The organism is Yaniella soli (assembly GCF_054782375.1).
This window is the reverse complement of the sequence record NZ_BAAGSP010000009.1, coordinates 74,875-99,642: the sequence shown is the minus strand read 5'-3', so window position 1 is coordinate 99,642 and position 24,768 is coordinate 74,875. Positions and strand designations below refer to the sequence as shown.

General features: G+C 56.8%; 21 protein-coding genes and 1 riboswitch. Of the genes, 11 read left to right on the top strand and 10 right to left on the bottom strand.

The genetic code is table 11. The features are described 5' to 3' along the window. The coding region (locus tag ACYVJT_RS06800; protein WP_499418243.1) for a hypothetical protein at positions 1-109 on the bottom strand (109 nt) is incomplete at its 3' end. Positions 110-154: 45 nt separating this feature from the next. On the opposite strand from ACYVJT_RS06800, the gene ACYVJT_RS06795 reads away from it, so the two are divergent. The 8 genes from ACYVJT_RS06795 to nrdR all read left to right on the top strand — a co-directional run bounded on the left by ACYVJT_RS06795 (position 155) and on the right by nrdR (position 8,609). Next, positions 155-913 carry a purine nucleoside phosphorylase YfiH/LACC1 family protein gene (locus tag ACYVJT_RS06795; protein ID WP_343957268.1) on the top strand — a complete coding sequence of 253 codons (759 nt, stop codon included), beginning with the start codon at positions 155-157 and terminating at the stop codon, positions 911-913. Positions 914-994: 81 nt separating this feature from the next. Further along, positions 995-1,552: a cell division protein SepF gene (locus ACYVJT_RS06790; protein WP_343957266.1), complete on the top strand. Its 558-nt coding sequence runs from the start codon at positions 995-997 to the stop codon at positions 1,550-1,552. A 47-nt stretch (positions 1,553-1,599) separates the two neighbouring features. Beyond that, on the top strand, positions 1,600-1,890 hold the full coding sequence (locus tag ACYVJT_RS06785) for a YggT family protein (RefSeq protein WP_343957264.1): 291 nt from the start codon (positions 1,600-1,602) through the stop codon (positions 1,888-1,890). Between the two features lie 198 nt (positions 1,891-2,088). Further along, the gene (locus ACYVJT_RS06780) at positions 2,089-2,769 is read left to right on the top strand and encodes a DivIVA domain-containing protein (RefSeq protein WP_343957262.1); all 681 of its coding nucleotides are present in this window, start codon (positions 2,089-2,091) and stop codon (positions 2,767-2,769) included. A gap of 122 nt (positions 2,770-2,891) precedes the next feature. After that, entirely contained in the window at positions 2,892-3,449 is a 558-nt protein-coding gene (gene lspA / locus ACYVJT_RS06775; protein ID WP_343957260.1) for a signal peptidase II, read from the top strand. A gap of 7 nt (positions 3,450-3,456) precedes the next feature. Then, positions 3,457-4,383, top strand: coding sequence for an RluA family pseudouridine synthase (locus ACYVJT_RS06770; RefSeq protein ID WP_343957258.1), 927 nt, complete (start codon positions 3,457-3,459; stop codon positions 4,381-4,383). 55 nt (positions 4,384-4,438) lie between these two features. After that, on the top strand, positions 4,439-8,017 hold the full coding sequence (gene dnaE / locus ACYVJT_RS06765; RefSeq protein ID WP_343957255.1) for a DNA polymerase III subunit alpha: 3,579 nt from the start codon (positions 4,439-4,441) through the stop codon (positions 8,015-8,017). Between the two features lie 106 nt (positions 8,018-8,123). Then, positions 8,124-8,609, top strand: a complete 486-nt coding sequence (gene nrdR, locus ACYVJT_RS06760) for a transcriptional regulator NrdR (protein WP_343957253.1) — start codon at positions 8,124-8,126, stop codon at positions 8,607-8,609. A 51-nt stretch (positions 8,610-8,660) separates the two neighbouring features. Here nrdR and map read toward each other — a convergent pair whose 3' ends face one another. After that, on the bottom strand, positions 8,661-9,632 hold the full coding sequence (gene map / locus ACYVJT_RS06755; protein ID WP_343957251.1) for a type I methionyl aminopeptidase: 972 nt from the start codon (positions 9,630-9,632) through the stop codon (positions 8,661-8,663). 46 nt (positions 9,633-9,678) lie between these two features. On the opposite strand from map, the gene ACYVJT_RS06750 reads away from it, so the two are divergent. Then, entirely contained in the window at positions 9,679-9,861 is a 183-nt protein-coding gene (locus ACYVJT_RS06750) for a hypothetical protein (RefSeq protein ID WP_343957249.1), read from the top strand. Between the two features lie 5 nt (positions 9,862-9,866). On the opposite strand, the gene panB is transcribed toward ACYVJT_RS06750, so the two are convergent. Next, positions 9,867-10,700: a 3-methyl-2-oxobutanoate hydroxymethyltransferase gene (gene panB / locus ACYVJT_RS06745; protein ID WP_343957247.1), complete on the bottom strand. Its 834-nt coding sequence runs from the start codon at positions 10,698-10,700 to the stop codon at positions 9,867-9,869. A gap of 77 nt (positions 10,701-10,777) precedes the next feature. Between panB and glnA the strand changes: the two genes are divergently transcribed. Both glnA and ACYVJT_RS06735 read left to right on the top strand, forming a co-directional pair. Then, positions 10,778-12,118, top strand: coding sequence for a type I glutamate--ammonia ligase (gene glnA / locus ACYVJT_RS06740; RefSeq protein ID WP_343957245.1), 1,341 nt, complete (start codon positions 10,778-10,780; stop codon positions 12,116-12,118). Further along, entirely contained in the window at positions 12,115-15,186 is a 3,072-nt protein-coding gene (locus ACYVJT_RS06735; RefSeq protein ID WP_343957243.1) for a bifunctional [glutamine synthetase] adenylyltransferase/[glutamine synthetase]-adenylyl-L-tyrosine phosphorylase, read from the top strand. The genes glnA and ACYVJT_RS06735 overlap by 4 nt, the downstream gene beginning before the upstream one ends. Before the next feature lie 3 nt (positions 15,187-15,189). Here the strand turns inward: ACYVJT_RS06735 and ACYVJT_RS06730 are convergent, their stop codons facing one another. The 7 genes from ACYVJT_RS06730 to ACYVJT_RS06700 all read right to left on the bottom strand — a co-directional run bounded on the left by ACYVJT_RS06730 (position 15,190) and on the right by ACYVJT_RS06700 (position 24,718). Continuing rightward, a complete protein-coding gene (locus ACYVJT_RS06730) occupies positions 15,190-16,179 on the bottom strand; it encodes an LLM class flavin-dependent oxidoreductase (protein WP_343957241.1) in 990 nt (329 codons plus the stop codon). Positions 16,180-16,231: 52 nt separating this feature from the next. After that, positions 16,232-16,702 (bottom strand): 6,7-dimethyl-8-ribityllumazine synthase, encoded by a 471-nt coding sequence (gene ribH, locus ACYVJT_RS06725; RefSeq protein WP_343957239.1) that lies wholly within the window; start codon positions 16,700-16,702, stop codon positions 16,232-16,234. A 9-nt stretch (positions 16,703-16,711) separates the two neighbouring features. Next, positions 16,712-17,950 carry a 3,4-dihydroxy-2-butanone-4-phosphate synthase gene (ribB, locus tag ACYVJT_RS06720; RefSeq protein ID WP_343957237.1) on the bottom strand — a complete coding sequence of 413 codons (1,239 nt, stop codon included), beginning with the start codon at positions 17,948-17,950 and terminating at the stop codon, positions 16,712-16,714. Then, on the bottom strand, positions 17,947-18,573 hold the full coding sequence (locus ACYVJT_RS06715) for a riboflavin synthase (protein WP_343957235.1): 627 nt from the start codon (positions 18,571-18,573) through the stop codon (positions 17,947-17,949). The genes ribB and ACYVJT_RS06715 overlap by 4 nt, the downstream gene beginning before the upstream one ends. Next, positions 18,573-19,631, bottom strand: coding sequence for a bifunctional diaminohydroxyphosphoribosylaminopyrimidine deaminase/5-amino-6-(5-phosphoribosylamino)uracil reductase RibD (gene ribD / locus ACYVJT_RS06710; protein WP_343957233.1), 1,059 nt, complete (start codon positions 19,629-19,631; stop codon positions 18,573-18,575). The genes ACYVJT_RS06715 and ribD overlap by 1 nt, the downstream gene beginning before the upstream one ends. Positions 19,632-19,689: 58 nt before the next feature. Next, positions 19,690-19,826: riboswitch (FMN riboswitch) on the bottom strand. A gap of 110 nt (positions 19,827-19,936) precedes the next feature. Next, positions 19,937-23,701, bottom strand: a complete 3,765-nt coding sequence (locus tag ACYVJT_RS06705; protein ID WP_343957230.1) for a phosphodiester glycosidase family protein — start codon at positions 23,699-23,701, stop codon at positions 19,937-19,939. Between the two features lie 228 nt (positions 23,702-23,929). Beyond that, a complete protein-coding gene (locus tag ACYVJT_RS06700; protein ID WP_343957228.1) occupies positions 23,930-24,718 on the bottom strand; it encodes a spermidine synthase in 789 nt (262 codons plus the stop codon). Positions 24,719-24,768: the final 50 nt, after the last annotated feature.

Here is a 24,768-nt window from a genome sequence, read left to right as displayed (position 1 = left end):
GTCTGTCGACCGTTTCGGAAATCTCAGTAAATGAATGTCCTTGTTTCCATAGTTCCCAGACTCGGCGGCGTTGGGTCTCCGGAAGTCCAGGCCGTCCTATTTTCGCCATAACCCACCTCTAACATAAGTTGACTAGGGGTGTTGCACTGACGGTTTGAGTCTAGACCTGGCATATCAGCATGCCACCGACACCGGTCACAACGTGGGTTTCAGCTCCGTTGCGGCCGGAAATATGTCGATGACCGTGCTGCAGCAGAATCAAACCGCCGAAGATACTGCGATCAATCGGCGGAACCTTGAAGAACTGCTCGGCATTACGCCCGGCACCACGCGCTTCGTTTCTCAGACGCACTCAGCGCGTGTGGTCGCAGCAGGACCCAGTTGCTGGGCAACGCTCGCCACGCAGGGTGAAGCCGACGCAATCGTCTCACAGGATGGAAACGATCCCATTGCCATTCTGGTCGCAGACTGCCTGCCCGTCGCCTTCACAACTGACTACGGTCCTACCGCTGTCGCTCACGCTGGTCGTGTAGGTCTGTTGGACGGGGTGTTAGAAAATACCGTCGAAGAGCTTCGAACACTGGATGCCGACGACGACGGCAAAATCTATGCCACGATTGGCCCGAGTATTTGTGGACGATGCTATGAAGTTCCTGAGTCCATGCGCGACGAAGTCTCAGTTCAGCATCCAGCCCTCTATTCGGAAACATCATGGGGGACACCGGCGCTCGATCTCCCCGCGGCAGCTGAAGCCATTCTGCGGCACGCCGGTGTAGTGGTGCAGCGCGTTGAAGAATGCACACGTGAAAATCACCAGTTGTATTCACACCGTCGGCAGCCAGGCGCCGGACGTCTCACCGGTATTGTTTGGAAACCAGCAATATCGACCAATGCTGTACGACACACCACATAATCCCCCGGATTTCCCGGGAAACAGCCGGTTTGTCTACTAAGGTCAAGAGTGTCCTAGAACCATCAAGGATTTGAGGTGCGCATGGTCAGCGGATTAAGAAAAGCCATGATCCGAATGGGTCTGGCTGATAGCGATGAAGCCTATGAACAAGAGCTTCTAGAAGAAGAGCGTAAAGCGAGCTCGGCGCCGGCCGACGTCGCCCCGAAGCCTGCAGTTTCGGAAGCAACGCCAGAACCCGTCACGCCGGTCGAATCGAAACCAGCTGGTCCACGCGCTGTACCAGATGTGGAAGACGAATACCGTGCGCCGGTCACGCCAATCAAACGTGTGGTCCAGTCCCGAGAGGAAAGCGCTGAAGTGCACAAACTCCGTACGATCCATCCGCGATCATATAATGACGCCAAACTTATCGGTGAAGCAATTCGATCCGGTATTCCCGTCATTATTAATGTCACCGACATGTCGGAGTCAGAGGCGAAACGACTGGTAGATTTCTCTGCGGGACTCGCATTTGGTCTTCACGGATCAATCGAGCGTGTGACCAACAAGGTATTCCTATTGACACCTACAAATGTGGAAAATGTCGTCGATGGACATTCACAGTCTGTGCCGGACGAAGACTTCTTCGACCAAGCGTAGAGACTGTAGGCCACCCGACACACCACAACGAAAGATACTGAGGACTCGTGCAAATTCTTTGGACAACGCTGTATTTGGTGGCGACCATTTACTTCTTTATCCTCCTTGTGCGTATCCTCTACTCGCTCGTCAACGCTTTCGCACGAGACTGGAGGCCGCGGGGAATCAACCTCATCATCGCTGAAATAGTGATGACTCTAACTGATCCGCCACTGCGCTTCTTCCGTCGGTTTATTCCACCTCTTCGGTTGGGTTCGGTCTCGCTCGATTTGTCGTTTATCGTGGTGTTTTTCATTGTGATGATCATTCGGTTTGTCGCCCTGCAAGCGGCAGTCTGATAAGAAGAATAAAGCAATAGTGTTGAATAAATAGGATTATTTCGCAGAATCGCCGTGCAGACTACTCGTTTATCGATCCTCGGTGATAATGTAATCCTCAGATACATAAGTAGATGAGAGTGTAGAGCTCAGAAACTACTCATGAGAAGACCAACAGTTTTCTAGATTTGTACATGACCAAGTAATTGGGGTGACCACATGGCTCTCACGCCGGAAGTTGTAGTCAATAAGAAATTCCAAGTCACGAAGTTTCGTGAAGGCTACGACCAAGACGAAGTAGACGATTTTCTCGATGAGATCGTTGAGGAACTGCGCCGTCTAAATCAAGAGAATGACGACCTACGCCGTCAGGTGACAGAGCTTGAAGCTCAAACCGGTGAAGAAGCACCTGTCCCAGCCCCTGTCCCGGCCGACGGTGGAGAAGAAGACACCACCACATCGGCTACGGACTTGCCAGTCGTGGAAACGGAAGCAGAGCCGGAACCAGACGCTTCAGTGGCTCCTGCGCCTGAACAAGAAGCCACGGAGCCCGCTGCACCTGCCGCACCAGCTGCCGGTACTGCGCCTCAAGAGAACACTGCTGAATCAGCCGCTGGTGTCCTTGCTATGGCCCAGCGTCTCCACGATGAATACGTCTCCGATGGTGAACGTAAACGCGACGAAATTGTCTCTGAAGCCGAACGCGAGGCAAACCGTCTCGTGACAGAGGCTGAAGAAACGTCACGTAAGACCCTTGCCGACTTTGAAAAACGCAAGACCGTGCTGGAACGCGAAGTCGAAGAACTCCGCGGATTCGAACGCGACTACCGTTCACGGCTACGCTCGTTCATCGAAAATCAGCTTCAAGACCTGGACTCACAAGCCCGAGTCACAGACTAGTCTGAGGCCCCGCGACGACTTCCGCGTTGCACAAGCCATTCACAATGGTCGGCTATTTCTTGTAAATAGCCGACCATTTGTGTGTTGCAGTACTTTCAAATCCCGCAAAAGAAGGAGCCAACGTGGCCAACCATGACCAACAGATTCCACAGCGGGCCTGGTGGATCGCACTGATCCCGATGGTGATTGCATATGTTGCAGATCTGTGGTCCAAAGAGACCGTGTTGGCCAACATGCAAGAGGGCGAACAAATCCCCGTCATTGAATCAGTAGTCAATTGGCACTTCATTCGCAATCCTGGGGCAGCGTTTTCAATTGGCACTGAGGTAACCTGGTTGTTCACAGTTATCCAAGCGGCAGGCTTGCTCATCGTCCTGTATCTGATCGTTTTTCGGGCGCGCACTATGCCGTGGCTCATCACCCTTGGTGCATTGGGAGGTGGCATTGCCGGAAACCTGACCGACAGGCTCTTCCGCGAGCCAACCTTCGGCATGGGTCACGTCATTGATTTTATCTCGGTGCCGAATTTTGCGATATTCAATATCGCAGATTCGTTTATCGTATGTTCCATCATCGTGATCGTCATTATGGTGTTGTTCGGTAAAACCATGGATGGTCTGCCGGAGGAATCCGACGCAGAACACAAGGCTTCCTCTACGTCCACCGACGCCACGGACTAGAACGATCATGACCCACACCCAAGAACACCATGAATCATTCGACGTCACCGAACGGAGTCGCGCCGACGCGGCAGTAGCCCAAGCCCTCGGGATATCGCGGACCAAAGCCGTTGCATGGATCCAACGCGGTCTCGTCACTTCGCACGGCAAACTTGTGGCGAAGTCGACCAAGTTTGTTGCGGGTGACTCGTTCAACGTCGCGCTGCCGAACGACCCAGACCCGCTCGAGGTGAAAGTTGAAACCGTGCAAGATCTTGCAGTAATCGCTGATGAAGAAGACTACGTCATTATCGATAAGCCTGTTGGCGTAGCGGCACATCCCTCACAGGGCTGGCGCGGGCCAACGGTCGTCGGTGGACTAGCAGCTCTCGGCATCGATATTGCGACCTCCGGTCCACCCGAACGAAAAGGCATCGTCCAACGGCTTGACGTCGGCACCTCCGGTCTCATGGTCGTCGCCAAAACTGAGAGTGCCTACAGCTACCTTAAAGAAGCATTTCGTGACCGCACACCCACCCGCAACTATCATGCGCTCATTCAGGGCCTCCCAGACCCAGTCACCGGCACGATTAACGCCCCCATCGACCGTCATCCGGGACACGAATGGCGATTCGGAGTAGTCGAAGGTGGCAAGGAAGCCATTACGGACTACCAAACCATTGAGTCTTTTGGTACTGCTACCTTACTCGATGTCCAACTCCGGACCGGCAGGACCCATCAAATCAGGGTGCACTTTTCAGCGCTGAACCACCCACTGGTCGGTGACCTCACATACGGTGCAGACGCGGGTCTGGCAGCTGAACTGGGCCTGACACGTCAGTGGCTCCATGCAGTCGGGCTGGGCTTCCGACATCCAAGCACCGGACAAGACGTGAGCTATACGTCTCACTACCCCTCAGACCTGAATTATGCGCTGGAACGTTTGCAACATTAAGGGCTAGACTGGCTGACGCTAGTCCCGTCAGTTTTCTTGGAGGTCGACACTCTCAATGGCCGGTGCAACTGCAAAACGTGATGGTTTTGTACACCTTCATACACATACCGAGTACTCGATGCTGGACGGTGCGGCAAAACTCGATGATCTGTTCGCCGAGGCCAACCGTATCGGACAAGATGCTCTGGCCATTACCGACCACGGATATCTCTTTGGTGCCTTCGATTTTTGGAATAAGGCGCAGCAGCACGGCATAAAGCCCATCATTGGGTTGGAAGCATATCTGGCACCCGGCCAGCAACACCGCACCGACAAGACGCGTATCCGTTGGGGCGAACCAGACCAGCGATCCGATGACGTCTCGGGTGGCGGTGCCTACACCCACATGACCTTGCTATCGAAAAATAACACCGGCATGCACAACCTGTTCCGGATGGGCTCACACGCGTCGCTCGACTCGGTCTATGCCAAGTGGCCACGTATCGACCGAGAGCTCCTCAACGACTATGCCGATGGGATCATTGGCACTACGGGGTGTCCATCCGGTGAAGTCCAAACTCGTCTACGACTTGGGCAGTACAGCGCGGCTGTTGAAGCCGCCGCAGAGTTCCGCGACATCTTTGGCAAAGAGAACTTCTACGTTGAAATCATGCAGCACGGGCTGTCGCTGGAACGGCGAGTCTTTGGCGATCTCATCCAACTTTCAAAAGATCTCAGTCTGCCGCTGGTTGCCACCAACGACCTGCACTACACACATCAGCACGACGCCAAGCACCATGAGGCACTGCTCGCCCTGCAATCCGGGTCGCGTCTGGATGAACCGACCTATGACGAAGGCGGGTCGCGATTCGCATTTGTTGGTAATGAGTTCTATCTCAAGACTGCAGCTGAGATGCGATCTCTCTTTTCTGACTTCCCAGAAGCCATCGACAACACACTGCTGATCGCCGAGCAATGCGAAGTCGACTTCAATACCAACGCCAACTACATGCCAAAATTCCCTACACCTGCAGGGGAAGACGAAACCAGCTGGCTCATCAAAGAAGTGAATAAGGGTCTGCACGGTCGGTACCCAAATGGTATTCCAGCCCATGTGCAAAAACAGGCTGATTACGAGCTCGACGTCATCATCAACATGGGCTTTCCTGGCTACTTCTTGGTGGTCGCAGATTTCATCAACTGGGCTAAAGAACAGGGTATCCGCGTGGGGCCGGGCCGCGGTTCAGGTGCCGGCTCTATGGTTGCTTACGCGCTGCGGATTACCGAACTTGATCCACTGGAACACGGGCTGATTTTTGAGCGCTTCCTGAACCCTGATCGCGTTTCCATGCCCGACTTCGACGTCGATTTTGACGATCGTCGTCGAAGCGAAGTGATCGACTATGTGACTGAAAAATACGGTGACGAACGTGTTGCGATGATCGTTACGTACGGCACCATTAAGACCAAACAAGCACTCAAAGACTCTGCACGCGTCATGGGTAAGCCCTTCTCGATGGGCGACCAGCTGACCAAGGCGCTGCCTCCGGCTGTGATGGCTAAAGATATCCCGCTGGGAGACATCGAAAATCCTGAGTCGGCACGCTATTCAGAAGCTGGCGAATTCCGTGAGCTGTTGCAGGCCGAACCCGAGACTCAAGCGGTTTTTGAAACGGCGAAGGGTATTGAAGGGCTGATTCGCCAGTGGGGTGTCCACGCTGCCGGCGTGATTATGTCGTCGGATCCAATCATCGACGTGATCCCCTTGATGCGGCGCTTCGTTGACCAACAGGTGATCACCCAGTTTGATTATCCGACTGCGGAAGCGCTCGGGTTGATTAAGATGGATTTTTTGGGGCTGCGAAACCTCACCGTCATCTCGGATGCGGTGGAGAACGTTCAACGCAACCGTGACTACACGTTGGACCTCGAAAGTCTTGCACTGGACGATGCAGCATCCTATGAGCTGCTTGCACGCGGGGACACCCTCGGTGTATTCCAGCTGGACGGTGGGCCAATGCGCTCATTGTTGAAGCTCATGCGCCCGGATAACTACGAAGATATTTCGGCGACCCTGGCGTTGTATCGTCCCGGGCCGATGGGCGCGAACTCGCACAATAACTATGCACTTCGCAAAAACGGTTTGCAAGAAGTTACTCCTATTCACCAGGAGTTGGAAGAGCCACTGGCGGAAATTCTTGGGATCACGTACGGCCTGATCGTGTATCAGGAACAGGTGATGTCTATTGCACAAAAGGTGGCGGGATATTCGCTTGGGCAAGCTGATATTTTGCGCCGTGCCATGGGTAAAAAGAAGAAATCCGAACTGGATAAGCAGTACGTGAGTTTCCAGCAGGGCATGTTGGATAACGGCTACTCTCAAGAAGCCATTACCGCGCTGTGGGACATCCTGTTGCCATTCTCCGACTATGCGTTTAACAAAGCGCACTCGGCTGCCTATGGTTTGGTTTCGTACTGGACTGCGTATCTGAAAGCGCATTACCCCGCCGAATACATGGCTGCACTGCTGACCTCGGTATCGCATGATAAAGACAAGCTGGCGATGTATCTCAACGAATGTCGCCGGATGGATATCACCGTGTTGCCGCCCGATATCAATGAATCGACGCTGAACTTCACTCCGGTTGGAAAAGACATCCGCTTCGGCATGGGCGCAGTGCGAAACGTGGGCGCACATGTAGTTGACGGCATGGTGAAAGCTCGCGAAGAACAAGGCGCGTTCACCTCGTTCCAAGACTTCTTCAAGAAAGTTCCGCAGGAAGTCTGCAATAAACGCACCATTGAATCGATGATTAAAGCTGGCGGGTTCGACTCGCTGGACAATAGTAGACGTTCCCTGCTGGCTGTGCACGAAGAAGCCGTCGATGCTTCGGTTGTACAAAAACGCCAGGAAGCCAATAACCAGTTCGACTTCTTTTCTCTGCTGGACGAGGGGGACGACTCCGGGCTCGATACCGGGTTTGGTGTGACCGTGCCAGATCTCCCCGAGTGGGATAAGAAGACTAAGCTGGCTTTTGAACGAGAGATGATTGGGCTGTATGTGTCTGATCATCCACTGCACGGGCTCGAACATGTGCTGCAACAACACGCGGAACATAGCGTTACACACATCCTCGACGATGAGGGCCCCGCTGATGGCTCGTTTGTGACCATTTCCGGGTTGATCACCTCATTGGAACGCCGAGTCGCCAAGACCTCCGGGAACCCCTACGCCAGGGCGGAGGTAGAAGATCTTGGCGCCTCAATCGATGTGATGTTCTTTGGCCGTGTCTATGAGCCGATCTCCAGCGTCATCGCCGAAGACCTTGTGGTGTCCATCAAGGGGCGGGTGCAGCGCCGCGATGACGGATCCGTGGTGGTGTCGGCCCAAGAGATGACCATCATTGATACCACCGATATGGGAGCGGGTGGCCCATTGAACCTGACCATCCCCTCCTTTAAGGCCACTGAGCCGCTCATTCGCCAACTGGGTGATGTCCTGCAATCACACACGGGCACCACCGATGTGAATATCAAACTGGTTGGAAATCTCACCATGGAAGTGCTGCGGGTGGGACCCCAATATAAAGTGAGCCCCAACCCTGCGCTTTTCGGGGATCTGAAAGTCCTTCTCGGAGCCTCGTGCCTTGAGTAAGCACCGTCAGATCACTATATGTAGTATGAAGCCGGGTTGAACAGCAACTATATGTGGGAGTAGTATTGCTTGCAGACCTGAACCGTAGAGAGGTTTCCTTCCCATTATGCATTGCCCCTTTTGTCGACACGAAGAATCCCGAGTCGTTGATTCCCGTTCACTGGACGACGGCTCAGCGATTCGGCGCCGGCGTGAGTGCCGCTCGTGTGACAAACGGTTCACCACCATGGAAACCACATCACTCAGTGTGATCAAACGTTCCGGTGTGGCCGAAGCATTCGACCGCGCAAAAGTTGTCAATGGTGTTCGCAAAGCGTGCCAGGGACGGCCGGTCGACAATGACGACCTCGCCAAACTCGCTCAGGATGTCGAAGAAAGTATCCGAGCCACTGGTCACGCTGAAATCGATGCTCACGAAGTGGGCCTAGCCATCCTTGGTCCGTTGCGTCGTCTCGACCAAGTCGCGTATCTACGGTTTGCTTCGGTCTACCAAGATTTCGATAATCTCGACGATTTCGAACAAGCCATCACCGAGTTGCGCCAACGCCCGGAGGTTCAAGAACCACTCCAGGCGAAATTATTCACTCGGTAAAAGACTTCCGGTGGGGCCCTGCAGGGGAAGTCAGGGCCCCACCGGTACCAGCTACTCGGCGACCGTGAGGATTTCTGCGCCGTCGTTCGTCACGACAATCGTGTGTTCGAACTGTGCGCTGCGTTGCTTATCCTTGGTCGTCACGGTCCAACCGTCATCCCACATATCCCAGGCAATGGCCCCGAGCGTCAGCATAGGCTCAATCGTGAAGACCATGCCCGGCACCATCACTTCGTTGTGGCGTGGAGCCGTATCGTAATGCGGGATCACCAGACCGGAATGAAATTCTTTGCCCACGCCGTGGCCGACGAAGTCTTCGACCACGCCGTACCCAAAACGTTTTGCATAGGTTTCGATGACTCGGCCAATGACATTGATCTCACGGCCGGGTTTAACAGCCTTGATCGCACGCTCGAGCGCCTTCTCGGTGCGCTCCACCAGCAGGCGGGACTCTTCGTCCACAGTGCCGACTAAGAACGTTTTGTTGTGGTCACCGTGGTGACCATCCTTGTACACGGTGATATCGATATTGATAATGTCACCGTCTTCGAGCATCGTGTCGTCAGGGATGCCATGGCAGATGACTTCATTTAACGACGTCGTCATGGATTTGGGAAATTCCTTATACCCCAATGTTGAGGGCCATGCGTCGTGGCTCACAATAAACTCATATCCAATACGATCCAGCTCAGCAGTTGTAATACCGGGCTGGATGTATTGTTCCACCGTGTTCATCGCTTGGGCCGCGAGCCGGCCAGCAGCGCGAATCAGGCCAATGCCATCGGCGTCGTATACGTCACCGTGCAGGCCCTCGACCGCGTCTTTTTTTCCCACATAATCCGGGCGTTCAATGTGCGTCGGTGCTGGGAGCTGGGGTGCAATATAGCCCGGGGTGAGACGTCCCTTCGGCGCCTTCGACCCGGTTTCGGGGCGTGGCGGGGAATCAATCGGGAGATTATGTGAGTGTGCGGAGCCGGGGATGACCGGTTCACGCGTATCGAGGTTCGGTGGTGTAAAAGTCATGCTCCGAGTCTATCGGGCCGCCGTGGTGATCTGGTATGAAAGAAGCATGACTGATCAAAAAGGTTACTGGTACAACGTACAAACCGGCGAAGTCGAACATGGCCCGCAATCCGTGGGATTACATCGCATCGGTCCCTTCGACACCCAGGAGGAAGCGGCGAACGCGCTCGAGACGTATGAAGCGCGCAACCGTGCCTGGGACGAAGAGGATGCGGAGGATGACTGGTAAGGGAGCTAAAAGCTGTGATCCGCGTCGGGGAATTCGGCTTTGAGCACATCTTCACGGTATTGTGTGGCAGCCTTGGATAAGACGTCGCCCACATTGGCGTATTGCTTGACGAATGAGGGGACGCGTCCCTGGCTGAGTCCAAAGGCATCTTGCCACACCAAGACCTGACCGGTGGTCGCATTTCCTGCACCGATCCCGACCGTCGGGATGGTCAGTGCTTTATCTACCGCACCTGCCACGTCGGCGGGAACCATTTCCATAAGCAGCATCGTGGCCCCGGCCTCTTGCAATGCCAGGGCTTCTTCAACCATGCGTTGTGCAGCATCGTCCTGGCGGCCCTGCACTCGGAATCCACCGAGCACGTGTTCTGATTGCGGGGTGAACCCGGTATGTGCCACAACAGCCACGCCTGCGGCGGTGAGAGCTTTGATATGTGGTGCGTATTCAACACCACCTTCGATCTTGATTGCTGAAATGCCGGTCTCTTTGACGAGCCGCACGCCCGATTCGACGGCCTGCTGGACGGAGGCTTCATATGATCCGAACGGGAGATCTGCCAGAACGAAAGCGCGTTTTGTTCCGGCCACAACAGCCTTGGAGAACGTAATCATATCTTCCATAGTGACGCCCAGCGTCGAGCTTTGACCCTGGACGACATTGCCAAGCGAGTCACCGATCAGCAGAGTTTCCATGCCGGCATCATCGAAGATGGCGGCCGTCATCGCGTCATAGCACGTCAGCATCGCGAATTTGCCGCCTGCTTCCTTAATCTGTTGGAAATGCACGGTGCGATATCGGGCGGGAGTCTTTTTCAACACAGAGTATGGGGTATCAACCATGCCCATAGTCTAACGTCACATTGCTATTGTGGGAGGTAGACCCCTGAATTTCTCGAATCGAAAGAGACCTCGACACCATGGATCGCCAGCAAGAATATGTTCTCCGTACCCTGGAAGACCGTGACGTTCGGTTTATTCGGCTGTGGTTTACCGATGTGGTGGGTGCACTGAAATCGGTGGCTTTGGCCCCGGCCGAGGTGGAGTATGCATTTACCGAAGGGCTGGGCTTCGATGGCTCATCCATTGATGGCTTTACGCGCATTTATGAATCTGACATGCTGCTGCAGCCCGATCCCACCACGTTTCAAATCCTGCCGTGGCGAGGCGAGGAAGAACAGACGTCCCGCATGTTCTGTGACGTGAAAATGCCCGACGGTGAGCCCTCGATGGCAGACCCCCGGCATGTCCTGCGCAAAACGCTCGAGCATGCCGTCGATATGGGATTCAGTGCCTACTTGCACCCCGAGATTGAGTTCTATCTATTTAAAGCAGGGTTCAAGGACGACCAAGGCGCACCGGTTCCAGTTGATCAGGCCGGCTATTTTGATCACGTGCCCGGCGGGGTGGCCCAGGATTTCCGTCGTGAAGCTGTTTCTATGCTCGAAGCCGTCGGCATATCAGTGGAATTTTCACACCACGAAGCTGGGTCTGGCCAAAACGAAATTGACCTGCGCGCCAGCGACGCGTTGTCGACTGCTGACAACATTATGACCGCGCGGACCGTCATCAAGGAAGTCGCAACGCTACAAGGCCTGCACGCGACCTTCATGCCAAAACCTCTGGGTGCTCAACCCGGATCAGCGTTGCACACACATTTTTCCCTGTTTGAAAGTGATGCCAATGCGTTTCACGAACCCGGTGCCGAGTATCAGCTCTCCACGACCGCGCGTCGTTTTATCGCGGGTATGTTGAAACATTCACCCGAAATCACTGCGGTGACGCACCAGTTTGTGAACTCGTATAAACGCCTGTGGGGTGGCCGCGAAGCACCGTCATATGTTTCGTGGGGACATAATAACCGTTCGGCGCTGGTGCGCATTCCGCTGCATAAACCCAATAAGGCCGGTTCGGCACGGATCGAATACCGTGGCATCGATGCAGCGGCCAACCCCTATCTGGCGTACGCGCTGCTGATCTCTGCGGGGCTGAAAGGCATCGAGGAAGAATACGAATTGGCTGAGGCTGCCGACGAAGATATCGGGCTGCTGACCGCACGTGAGCGCAGCCTGATGGGTCATGATTCGCTGCCCACCACCCTGCACGACGCGTTGGGTGTCCTGGAAGAATCTGAGTTCATTGCCGATGTCTTGGGTGAAACAGTCTTTCAGTCGTTGCTGCGCTCCAAACGGAACGAATGGGACGAATACCGGGTGAACGTATCGCCCTTTGAAATCCGTCGTTACATGGATGCCGTATGAGCGAGGGCCTGAGTCAAACGCGACTCTTGGCGACCGGGCTGCGTGATACGGAGCGAGCCGAGTCGTTGTTGCAATCTGGCGAACTCGCCGGTCTGGACATGGATCATCTGCTGGAACAGTTAGCGGCTGCTCCGGATGCAGACCAGGCGTTACTGTTACTCATCCGCCTGATTGAACGTGACGAGACCGTATCTGCCTTGGTTGCACGAGGCGAAGCTCGGCCATTGCTGAGGCTACTCGGCGCTTCTGAAGCATTGGGCGAGTTTGTCATCCGCAGACCCCAGCATCTCGATATTTTTCGCGACCCGGATCCCAAGTCCACACCGGCCAGTGGGGGACTCGCGGATGCCGAAGGCAACTTCATTGATGCCCAGGCACCATTACGGGCATTACTCTTGCGCGCTGTGGGGGCAGAACCAGAGGTGACGATGCCCGTGGCAACAGTCACCGGGAAGGACGCCTCGGTTGCGCTGCGCACCGAATACCGGCGGCAACTCGTGGCGATCACACACCAAGATCTCATCTCGCACGACCCGGTGACACTGCAACCAACGGTTTCGATGTGGTTATCCGACCTTGCTACCGCCGCGCTGGAAGCTGCTCTGGCGGTGGCACGAGCCGAAGTTGCCTCTCGGTATGAACAAACCAATGAGGTGGAGCTGGCCGTGCTGGCCATGGGAAAATGCGGGGCACGCGAACTGAATTATTTTTCCGACGTGGACGTCGTCTTCGCCCACGACGTTGTCGAGGGCTCAGAACTATCAACGCAAACCGCCACCGATATCGCAGTGGAACTGGCCTCCGGCATTTCGACCGTCATCATGCAACCGGCTCGCGAAGCGGCGCTCTGGGAGGTAGATACGAACCTGCGTCCCGAAGGCCAAGACGGGGTGCTATCGCGTACGATCGCCTCGCATCTGGAGTATTACCAGCGTTGGGCTCACACTTGGGAATTCCAGGCGCTACTCAAAGCCCGCCCGGTCGCCGGAAGCATTGAACTGGGCCAGCGATATCTGGATAATTTAGCGCCGATGATTTGGCAGGCCTCCACACGTCCCGGGTTTGTGCGTCAAGTCCAACGGATGCGTAATCGCGTGATTGACCATATCGATCGCGATCAGCGCCAACGCGAAATTAAACTTGGCCCAGGTGGTCTGCGGGACGTCGAATTCCCGGCACAATTGCTCCAGCTCGTGCATGGCAAAACTGATCCAGAACTGCGCGTGCGTGCCACCGAAGAGGCCCTCAATGCATTGCAGGCAGGCAGTTACATTGGCCCCAGTGACGCCCAAGTCATGGCCAGCAACTATCGTTTCTTGCGCCTGATCGAACACCGGGTACAGCTTGTCCAAATGCGACGCACCCACATCATGCCCGACAACGAGGACGAACTGCGTAGCCTCGCGCGGGGTTTGCGTCCCATGGGTGGCGGTTGGCCCAAAGATCACGAGCAACTGGTCAAGGCATGGCAAGCAACCGTGCGGTCCAACAGGACGCTCTTCGAGCAGATCTTTTATCGGCCACTGTTGCCATCCACCGCGGCCCTGTCGACCGACGACGCAAGGCTGACCCCCGAAGCGGCCACGGCACGCCTCGCCGCGCTAGGGTACTCGGATCCAACCGGGGCAGTACGTCACATTGAATCGCTGACCTCCGGTGTCTCCCGCCAAGCCAAACTGCAACGCCAATTACTCCCGGCAATGCTCGGGTGGCTCGCCTCCGGACCAGATCCCGACGGTGGGCTGTTGGGCTTTCGGAAGCTCAGCGAGTCTGTCGGGGGATCGCACTGGTATCTGCATATGCTGCGAGATTCGTCTGCGGCAGGGGAACGTCTTGCCCATGTGCTCTCATCGTCGCGGTATATCTCCGACATGCTTGAGCACACCCCGCAAGCAGCCGCGTGGATGGACCGCGATCAAGACCTGACACCACTGGGCCTGGAAACTATCCAGACGGAAATGTCGGCCCTGTTGCGCCGGCACCCGCATCTGCCCGACGCCGCACGCTATATTCGTTTGGTGCGTCGTCGCGAGATACTGCGTATCAGCCTGGCAGATGCATGCAATCTGGTCGACCAACACCAGGTGTCCACAGCACTGGCGGCTGCAGACCAAGCAGCAGTTGAGGCATTACTTGCGGTGGTCCACGATCACGTCGAACGCAAATGGGGTGGGGGTGATGCGCCAGCACAGGTCGCCGTGATCGCCATGGGACGCCAGGGCGGACGCGAAGCCGGATACGGCTCAGATTTAGACGTGATGTTTGTACACGAGCCTGCCGATGAGGTCGCCTCGGATGAAGCCACACGATTTGCCGTCGACGTTGCCAAAGCGCTCATCAGTTTTATGAAGATGCCGACCAGGCCACCCATCGTGTTGGAACCGGTCTTGGAAATTGACGCTGACCTGCGACCGGAGGGACGACGCGGGCCCTTGGTGCGCTCCCTTGATTCCTATAAGGCGTATTACGATCAGTGGGCCGATACCTGGGAAATCCAAGCACTCCTGAAGGCTCGGGCTGTGGCGGGCGATGCTGAACTGAAAGACGACTTCATCAAGTGGGCGGATACGGTGCGCTACACGCACGGACTCACCAACGACCAGGCCCAAACGATTCAGCGGATGAAAGCGCGAGTGGAAGCTGAACGGCTGCCACGTGGCGCGGATCCGGCCCGACACCTGAAATTGGGCCGTGGCGGACTTACCGATGTCGAATGGCTCATCCAAACCCTCCAGCTCAAATTTGCCCCCGAGTATCCCGCACTGAGAACACCGAATACGCTCGAAGCTATCGAAGCTGCACGCGATGCAGAACTCTTGGAAGCCGACGATGCAGAGATTCTCATGGATGCCTGGAGCTTGGCGACCCAACTTCGGTCGGGGATCGTCATTTCCTCGGCGAAATCCTCCGATGTGTTACCCACGAACCGTGAACAACTGGAGGCGTTAGCACGCTGGAGCGGTTATGACGCAGGAGAAGTCGGTGAATTTGAAGACGACTATCTTCGCATCACCCGACAAGCGCGTGGCGTCTTTGAACGAGTCTTCTATGACATCCCCGAGCGGTGATATCTACCGTTGAATGAGGTAGTCGGATAGCAATTGCAGGGCATGCTTGCGATCCTGGAGTGAATCGGCCATATTGGTAATGATCAGTTCGTCGGCATGGATCCGTTCGGCGAATGTATCCAACCAGTCGCGGACCTGCTCTGGTGTGCCAACGGCCGTCATCTCCAGCATTTGGAGTATTTGTTGACCCGCGGCAGAGTGGACGAGCTGTTCTACGTCATTTTCGGTGAGGTTCCGGCCGCGTCCCAACATGGTGCGGATGCGCTCGCGTTTGGCACGCTCCCACATCGCTTGGGCATGCTCTTCGGTGTCAGCAACGATCACGTTTGCTGCGGCAATGAAGTACGGTGTGGCCAGTTCATCAGATGGCGTGAACTCGGTGCGGTACATCGCGGCTGCAGATTCGAGCATTTGCGGTGAAAAGTGCGAGGCGAAACTGTACGTGAGTCCCAGCTGGGCGGCCAATTGTGCACCGAAATGTGATGATCCGAGAATGACCAGCGGTACGTTGGTTCCCGAACCCGGATACGCATTGATGCCGGGGATGCGCGATTCGCCTTTGAGGTAACTCTGCAATTCGAGCACATCTGAAGGGAAGCGTTCCGCCGACTGGTTCGTGCGGCGCAACGCCATCAGGGTTTTCTGATCCGTTCCGGGAGCACGGCCCAAGCCTAAGTCGATGCGGTCGCCATAGAGTTCGTGGAGGGTACCGAATTGCTCGGCAATGAGTAGCGGCGCGTGGTTGGGGAGCATGATGCCCCCGGAGCCGAGTCGAATGTTTTTGGTGTGGGCACCGATGTGTGCCAGCAACACCGAGGTGGCCGATGAGGCAATGGTTTCCATGTTGTGGTGCTCGGCGAACCACAGCCGATGGAACCCGAGCTCGTCGGCCACCACGGCGAGTTCAGTGGATTCGCGCAGGGAAACAGCGATGGGTTCACCCGGATGAATGGTTGCCAGATCCAAGATGGACACGGGGTAGGGCGCAGTCAAAGTACCTCCAAAATAGTGACGTCTTTCAGTACAGCGCCACGTGAGGTGCGGATTATTCCGCGAGCGCTGCGACTGTCACCGCAAGGTGTAGTGCTGCCTCAGCTGCCTCTTGGCCTTTCGACTCTTGTGAATCGGCGAGTCCAGCACGATCCAGCGCTTGTGCGTCGTCGTCCACGGTGAGAATGCCAAAGCCCACGGGCTTGCCGGTATCGAGTTGGACCCGGGTGAGTCCGGAGGTGACGGCATCGGCGACGAAATCGAAGTGCGGCGTGTCACCGCGAATGATGACGCCTAAACATACCACCGCATCGAAGCCGTTGTGCAGTGCGGCTTGCGCGGCCAGGGGGATTTCGAAGGAGCCGGCAACGGTGACCAGTTCATGATCGGCACCGGAGGATTCCAGGGTGGCTGTGGCCCCGTCGATGAGCCCGTTCATGATGGTGGTGTGCCATGATCCTGCGATGATCGCAACGCGGTAGTTGCTGGCATCGACCTGGAGTTGTGGTGCGCCGTGTGTGGCCATGTTGATTCCTTATTCCGCCGGGATGGCGTGGTTGAGTTTGGTGGCTTTGGTCGTCAGATAGTTGAGATTTTCGGGATGGCGTCCAACGACCAGCCCGAGACGTTCGGTGACGTTGATCCCGTTGGCTTCCAACTGGGTGACCTTGTCTGGGTTATTGGTCAGCAGTTTGACGTTGGTGATCCCCAGGCTGGCCAGGATTTCTGCGGCCGCAGTGTAGCTTCGCCCGTCGATGGGTAAGCCCAGGTGTTCATTGGCTTCGATGGTGTCTAACCCGGTGGATTGCAGCTGGTAGGCACGGATCTTATTGCCTAACCCGATGCCGCGTCCTTCGTGGCCGCGCAGATAAATCACGATGCCGCCGTGGGTGCCGATGTGTTCTAAGGCAGAATCGAGTTGCGCACCGCATTCACATTTCAGTGATCCGAAGGCTTCACCGGTCAAACACTCAGAGTGCACACGGACCACGGTGGGTTCATCGGTGGCTAACAATGTGTTCCGTCCGATCAGGGCCAGATGCTCGAGTCCGGCTTTACGATCGCGATAGACCTTCATCGTGAGTTCCCCGAACGTCGTGGGAACCTGTGCCTCGGCACGTTGGGAGACATGGCGGTGGATGATGCGGTTCGGTGCGGTCTCAGGGTGCTGTTCGTTGAGATACTCAGCGAGCGCCTCGATGGTGATGACCGGGATGTTGTGCTCGGCACCCATCTCGATCAATCCCGGCAGTCGCATCATGTCGCCGTCATCGGCAACGATCTCGGCAATGACCCCCACCGGTGCTAGCCCGGCAAGATGCATGAGTTCTACAGCGGCCTCGGTATGACCGGGACGTTGGCGCACGCCCCCGTCCAGGGCACGCAGCGGCAGAATATGCCCGGGACGGTTCAAATCCGTCGGTGTTGTATCAGCAGCGGCCAACAGGTTGACGGTATGGGCACGATCCGCGGCCGAGATCCCGGTGGTAACACCTTGAGCGGCATCGACCGTGACGGTATACGCCGTCTGCCGGACGTCCTGATTTTGGGTGACCATCATCGGCAGTTCCAGCCGGTCGGCGACTTCATCGGACATCGGCGCGCATAATAACCCGGAGGAATGTTCAACCATAAAGGCAATCGTCTCCGGAGTGGCCAATTGGCCGGAGAGAATGAGATCGCCCTCGTTTTCGCGATCCTCATCATCGGCCACGATGACAGGCTGACCTAGTGCAATGGCTTCAATGGCTTGGGTGATATCTGCGAGTTTCATTTGGTGTTCCCATTCTCGTTGAACTGGATTAGACGGGCGATGTGGCGGGCCAAGAGGTCGGTTTCAAGGTTGACTACCTCCCCAACACGTGCGGTACCCATGGTGGTGGCACTCAGGGTTTCGGGGATCAGAAAGATGTCAAAGTAGTGCTGGTCCGCGTCTGGTTGGGACACGGCTGCCACGGTGAGTGAAATACCGTTGACGGTGATGGAACCCTGGTTGATCAGATACGGAGCCAAGTGATCTGGAAGGCTGATGCGCAGACGCGTCCACTGGTGGCCGGGCTCCACCTCCAGCACCTTTGCGGTGGCTTCAACGTGGCCTTGCACGATATGGCCACCAAACCGGGCGGTTGCAGCCATCGCCGGCTCGACATTGACACGATCCCCGGTGGTTTTGGTACCCAGCGACGTCAGTTCGAGCGTTTGGACCATCACATCGGCGGTGAAGGTTTCGTCGCTAAAATCGGTGACGGTCAAACACACGCCGTCAATGGCAATCGAATCGCCCGGGTTCACATCGCTAAGCACACTGGGTGCGGCAATGGTCAGCGCCAGGGTGTCTGCTGAGGTTTCGGTGATGGCGGTGATGTCGCCAAGGGTGTGGATTATGCCGGTAAACATCAGTGGTCCTTCCGCAAGGTGGTCAGCAGGTCGGTGTCCAAACGATGGACGCCGCCAAAGGTGTATGAGTGTGCTTCGAGCAAGGTGGACACGCCGAGGTCACCCACGGCATGATGCGTTCCACCCAACAGGATCGGGGCCGTATAGATCAGCAATTCATCAGCGAGCTGTTGTTGCAATAGCGCGGTGATGAATGTGGGCCCGGCTTCAACGAAGATTCTGGGAGCCGGGCCGGTGAACTCCGCGAGCCGGGCAAGGTCGGATGCGAGGTTGGCCCCCGAAAACTGTGGTGTTTGTGTCAGCCCGTGGTGGGCGAGTGCAGGGTGCCGGTGGATGGTTGCTTCCTGGGTGACGTCGCCGGTACCAAAGATCACCGGGAGCGGTTGGTCTTGTGGCGGCACCAGCAGCTGGCCGTCAGTGTCACGAGCGGTCAGTGATGGGTTATCGGCTGCGACGGTTGCGGTTGTGGTGACGATGACATCTGCAGGTGCCCGTTGCACATGGACGTGCCGACGAGCTGCGGACGAGGTGATCCACTGGCTGGTGCCATCGGAGGCAGCGAGGCGCCCGTCGAGCGATTGGGCCCATTTCGCAATGACACCGCTACGCGTTTGACCGGTACGTGCGTGCCAGTCCGATATCAGCTGGGCGGTGTCGGATGACTCGATACCAGCGATGATTCGATGGCCGCGGGCGAAGAGCTCGGTTGCTCCACCCGAGGAGTGTGTTCCGACATCGGGCTGACCATAGACGATGGTGCCGATGCCGGCGGTGTGCAGGGTTTTGGCACACGGGGGAGTAGTACCGGTGTGGTTGCACGGTTCGAGTGTGATGGCTGCGGTCAGACCGGCTGGGTTCAGCGCGGGGTCGAGATTTTTGAGTGCATTGACTTCTGCGTGGTCGCTTCCGCTGCCGCGGTGGAACCCTTCGGCTACGGTGGCGCCTTGATCGTCGATGATGACACAACCCACCTGTGGGTTCACATCATCGGCGGGGCCGCGTCGTGCAAGCGTGATGGCACGCTGCATCGCCGAAGTGAGCTGGGTGTGGGATACCATCCGGCGTCTGACTCCTTGATACAGGTGCGCCGGGAAAATGCTGCCATTGGGATATAGCAGCGCGTTCCTCTCATCCGGACTAAAGCACGAAGCTTAACACCGTCGGTACCAGAATTTCACTGATTCAACCCCGCGGGCGCGGGGGTCGCGGACTTTCACCGCCGGTTCGGATTCTCACCGACCCCGGAACACAACGACTACTGTACACCGTCTACGTCACATTGGGCAGCGTTGGTGCAATGTTTATTCTTAATAGCGAAACCACCCGCCGTATGACGGGTGGTTTCGCTGATCGATGGGACAGATTAGCCGTGGCGTCGTGCGCGAATTCGCGTCATGACACCGAGTGCAACCAAGGCCGCGGCTGCGACGATCAGGCCAACACGTGTTGCACCGGTCACCGCAAGATCACCGGATGCTTCGTCTGCGACGTTCCCGGCCGGTGCTGAACTCGACGGCGTCGGTTCCGGCACATTGGAGGCGTGATCGCTTGGCGCGGTGTCATTCGGTTGAGGAGCCGACGTCTGAGATACGGACGGTTCCGGCTCACTTGATTCCGGCGTGGTCGGGCTTGGCTCGGGTTCAGTTGGGCTTGGCGTTGGTTCCACCTCGCCGGGTACAGTGACTTCGGTGGTCGCAGTTTCACCGTTGACCGTTACCGAGATTGTGGCCGTACCTGGACTCAGCGCCGTGACGGTGCCCGTCGATGGGTTAACGCGCACCGAAGGGTTCGCGGTATATCCCATCTGGTCCGAAAGATCGTCGTGAGTTCCGTCGTCGACTACGACGCCTTCGCCACCCCATTGGGCGGTGACAGGCCAGCCTACCGGCACGGTCATACCATCCTGGACCAGACTTGCTGACACATCAGCCGACTCTGCCTCAGGCAGCGTTGCTGGCGCCGTCACCGTCAGCTCATCGACCCACGGTTTGGTTTCAGCAGCCAGCCAGTCGACACGAGCACCGACCTCTGGTTGTTGACCGACGAGGCCAGCACCGGGGTTGATCCCCAACATGGTCCAGCCGGTGAAGCCACCATTTTCCGGGGTGCCGGACGGGTTCTTGCCGGAGTTGCCATTGAGCAGGTAGGTGATACCTTCGACAGCGCTCCCGTGGAAAATTCCCACACCGGCGTTCACCACGGCAGCCGATTTGCCCGTGGTGTTTCGAAAGTCGGCGAGCAGTTGTTCAATGGCACGAGCCTCACGCTGATCAGTCAGTGCACTGGAACCAGTTGGCAGGGGATCGGTCGGCGGGTGGTGGAAGAAGACGACCACCCCGGTTCGCTCTTCATTGTTTGCCACGGCATCGAGTTGACGCTCCAGTTCAGCAATCTGATCGTACTGACTCGTACGCAGGCTGCCTGCGGCACTATTGAGCGTGATGAGTTCGGTACGACCAAGGTTTTGCTGGGTCGTGGTCTTACCGAAGGCCTCCTCGAAATTCTCGATGGGCCCGCCCATGATTTCGTGGTTACCGGGCACATACACGTATGGAATGTCCTCGGTCCACTCTTCATCAAGGATCTGCTGGGCAAGCTCGAAATCTTCTGGGGCTGCCTCATCCACCAGGTCGCCGTTGATGATCATGAGATCGGGGTCGGCTTCTTGAATCTCACGCAGTGTACGACGGGCGCCATCAACTGCCGCGGAATCTGGGTTCGCAGCCACAAATTGGGCATCACTGACCACGGCAATGTGCTGGGCTCGCTCTGAAACGGAACCGTTGGACAAAATCGCTGGATCATGTACCGCACCGACCGTTTCGGATTCTGCGGTCGGTGTGACGATGGCACGCATATTGGCGACCGCAGTTTCGCCTTGATATGAAGCCGAGGGGTCCGTTTCCATCATACGAATGGCCTGGACATCCAGCGGCTGGGGGAGCCCCTGCGGCACCGTGAATCGAACCGTTTCCCAGCCTTCGTGGGTTACCATCGCTCCGTCGAGATTTGTCACAGTGCCGTCGGCATCGGCAATCTGGAGGCGTGGCCACACACCACTACCGTCGCCGAGAATATCGATCTCGAACGCTAGTGTCTGTCCATCCACCTGGTAGGGGTCATTGAAATTCAGGTAGTAGCCGCGGGTGCCGGTCGACGTGGTGAAGTCGTAGTTCAAACCGATCGCCGGGCTCACCTGGCCATCGTCAGTCTCCGGTCCTTCGACCGCTTCGAACTCGCCAGTGGCGCGAGCAGTACCGTCACTGAAATGCGACAGATCGCTAAAATCAGAAACCACAATGTCTTCTGTCCCGACGCTCAGATCGACACGCGTGGTGACCTCACCATGGCTAAATACGATTGAACCGGCGTTCGCATCAGCACCGGCAGATACCGTCCAGCTCCCAACACCGTCGTCTTCAACGGTGAACTCACCGTCAACTTCTACTTCAATATCTGCGGTTTCGATGGCGGCGCGATGACCGTCGTGATCGACGCCACTGAGGGTCACGGTTTGCTGATCGTCGGCACCAGCAAGGTTTAAGGACCGATCGGAAGCCGTCAATCCGATGAGTTCACCCAGGACGCGCAAGGTAGAGCGGTCCTGGTGGCTACCGGCCTGATACGTAACCGTTGCTTGTCCAGGTTCCGTGCCGGTCACGATTGCTTCGCTTCCAGTGGTCGTGTCAACTTCGGCTGGTCCCTCGACTGAAAACTGCCCATCAGTCAATAACGGATCACCATTGGCTGCCAGACCCTTGCCATGAAAGGTCCGCTGCATACCGGGAAATACTGTGTCCGTGGCAGCCGAAGACGGCATGGTGGGCGTCAGCTGTGCATCTGCGACCTCTTCTGAAGCGGCGTCAGAATAAAAGACCAGTGCGTTTGGCACATTACGTTCTCCGCCGTCCGATGGGAAGTTCTGTACCGTGGCATTATCAGCGCCAGCGGTGCGGGCGACCATAGTGGAGGAGCCGCCCCCATCAAGATTGACTGCGTTATGTGCGCCGATGTCAGCAAAGAGTTCGCCTAACTCATGCAGATCCATGCCACGTGAATCTGAGGTGCGTCCGTTCATCACGATGACGTACATTTCTGAACCGTCTTCACTCACCCCAACGGCGGTGCGGGGATGGACAGTTGTCGCGTTGCTGCTGGTCATTTCCGGCACATTGCCATCGACAAGGATCTGTTCGTTGCCTGCCATACCGGCATCCACGTTCGGGTCAGCGCTGACCTCAATATCGACTTCATCGCCGACTTCCAGATCAGCCACAACATGCGCAGCTGCATCACGACCAACCAAGGCTTGGCCGCCCTCTGGCAAATCGGGATCCCCGACGGAATCGGTGAGGCCCGAGGCTTCTTCAACCACGCCGTCCACGATCGTGGCTCGGGCAATATCGTCAGGAAGCTCTTCGGGTGCACCCAGCGGGCGATCCAGGGTGTGCTCGCCCCAGATTTGGTTATACAGTCCCAACTCATCGGTTTGGAGTTCGGGATGATTGATGCCGTCGAGCTCGTGTGCTCCACCTTCAATCGTGACCGTTCCAGTCGCGGCCAGCTGTTGGATAGCTGCCATGCCATCAGCCACGGTGATTGCTGGGCGCGGGTCAGGCAAGCCGCCGCGGACGCCGTCCTGACTCACCGAGGTGAGGGTGGGAGCATCGGAATAGTTGATGTCAAAGAACGTGCCATTGACGGCGGCTACTGCGTTGTCGCCTTGCGGACCTGACGACATTAACTCGCTGACCGGGGCGCTGCCGGTCACCGTACCGCCGTCTGCAACGTTCATGCTGAGTGTGGGCTCAGACATCTCGGCGGTGAGTATGGTGCCCTCATTCCAGCCAGCAGGTTCCAAACGTGAAAATGTGCTCAATTCAAGTCCCGGGGCAACCCTGTGGTGGTCTACTTCGGAGAGCGCGCCACCAAGCGAGATCTGTTCGTCGGTAACAGCAGCGGCGGTCTCAGTGTGAAGTTCAAGGTAGCCGCTGGTGGAGGCGACAAGAGCCAACGCTCCGAGGACGGAACCGGCGAGCACTCGGGACAGTACCCGTTTTCTGGTGGTTTTTGATTCTGGCCCCGCCGCTTTCCCTGCGTTCGGGGCATCTTGCATTGTCGGTGACAAGGCACAAGCCTTTCCAAGTGTGGTCATGAGAACGTGCCCATGTTAGGAAAGCAATTGCACCTCACTGTGACTTCGGAGTGAACAGTAGTTCAATTCCGCTCCACAATTCAACGAAGTGTATGACCGACATCGTGCCTTGTCAGATGTTGTTTCTTGGGAACCATCGATTGGTGTGCCGCGACGTCGGTTTCGAACGCCGAACACTCCGGCGGGCGGCGTGTGGAGACCTTACCCACGCAGTGTATGTATCAGCGAGGCGGTATCAGATGGTACCAAGACTGAAGCTGGGTGTGGACCAGCGGCTGATAGCCGCGAACGCAGCGCCGTCACGTCGTCGTGATCCGTGGGGAAGTTTGCGCTCGCCGCTACGACGATATTCCCTGCACGCCGCTCGTTCAGCGTGGAAGCATCAGACAGCGCCCACACTCCAGCCTGACCAGCATCGCGGGCCACGGACTGCAGCACGTCTGCTTGTTGTACAAAGAACCCGAGCCCTTCGTCGTCACCAATATTGACGAGCAGCAGGCCCTGTTCGGCCAAATGATGCAAGGCATCTGCATAGAATGTTCGATCAGTCAGGTGAGTGGCCGTGTCATGACCAGTGAAGATATCGACAACGATGGCATCGAAGTCGCCCTCGCTGGACCTTTGAAGTTCGGCACGGGCATCGCCGGTGATGACGTTGAGTTTCGTGCCGTCAGCTAGCGGTAGCTTCTCGGTGACCAGGTCAACCAAATCAGACTCAAGCTCAATGACGGTTTGGTTGGAGCCCGGCCGGGTTGCCTGGACGTAGCGAACTAAAGTGAGTGCACCAGCGCCCAAATGCAGGATACGGATCGGCTGCGTCGGTGGCCACGATACGTCGAGGAGATTGCCGATTCGGCGAAGGTACTCGAATCGTAGTACATTCGGCCGGTTCGGGTCGACATGGGACTGGATTTCGCCATCAATTTCTAGCACCCACCCATCGTCGAATTCGGCGGGAATGATACGTGCGTGTTCAGAGGTATTGTCCATCGTTTCCAAATCTAAGCCGCAGTGGGGGCAGAAAGTTCGTCGTATCGGTC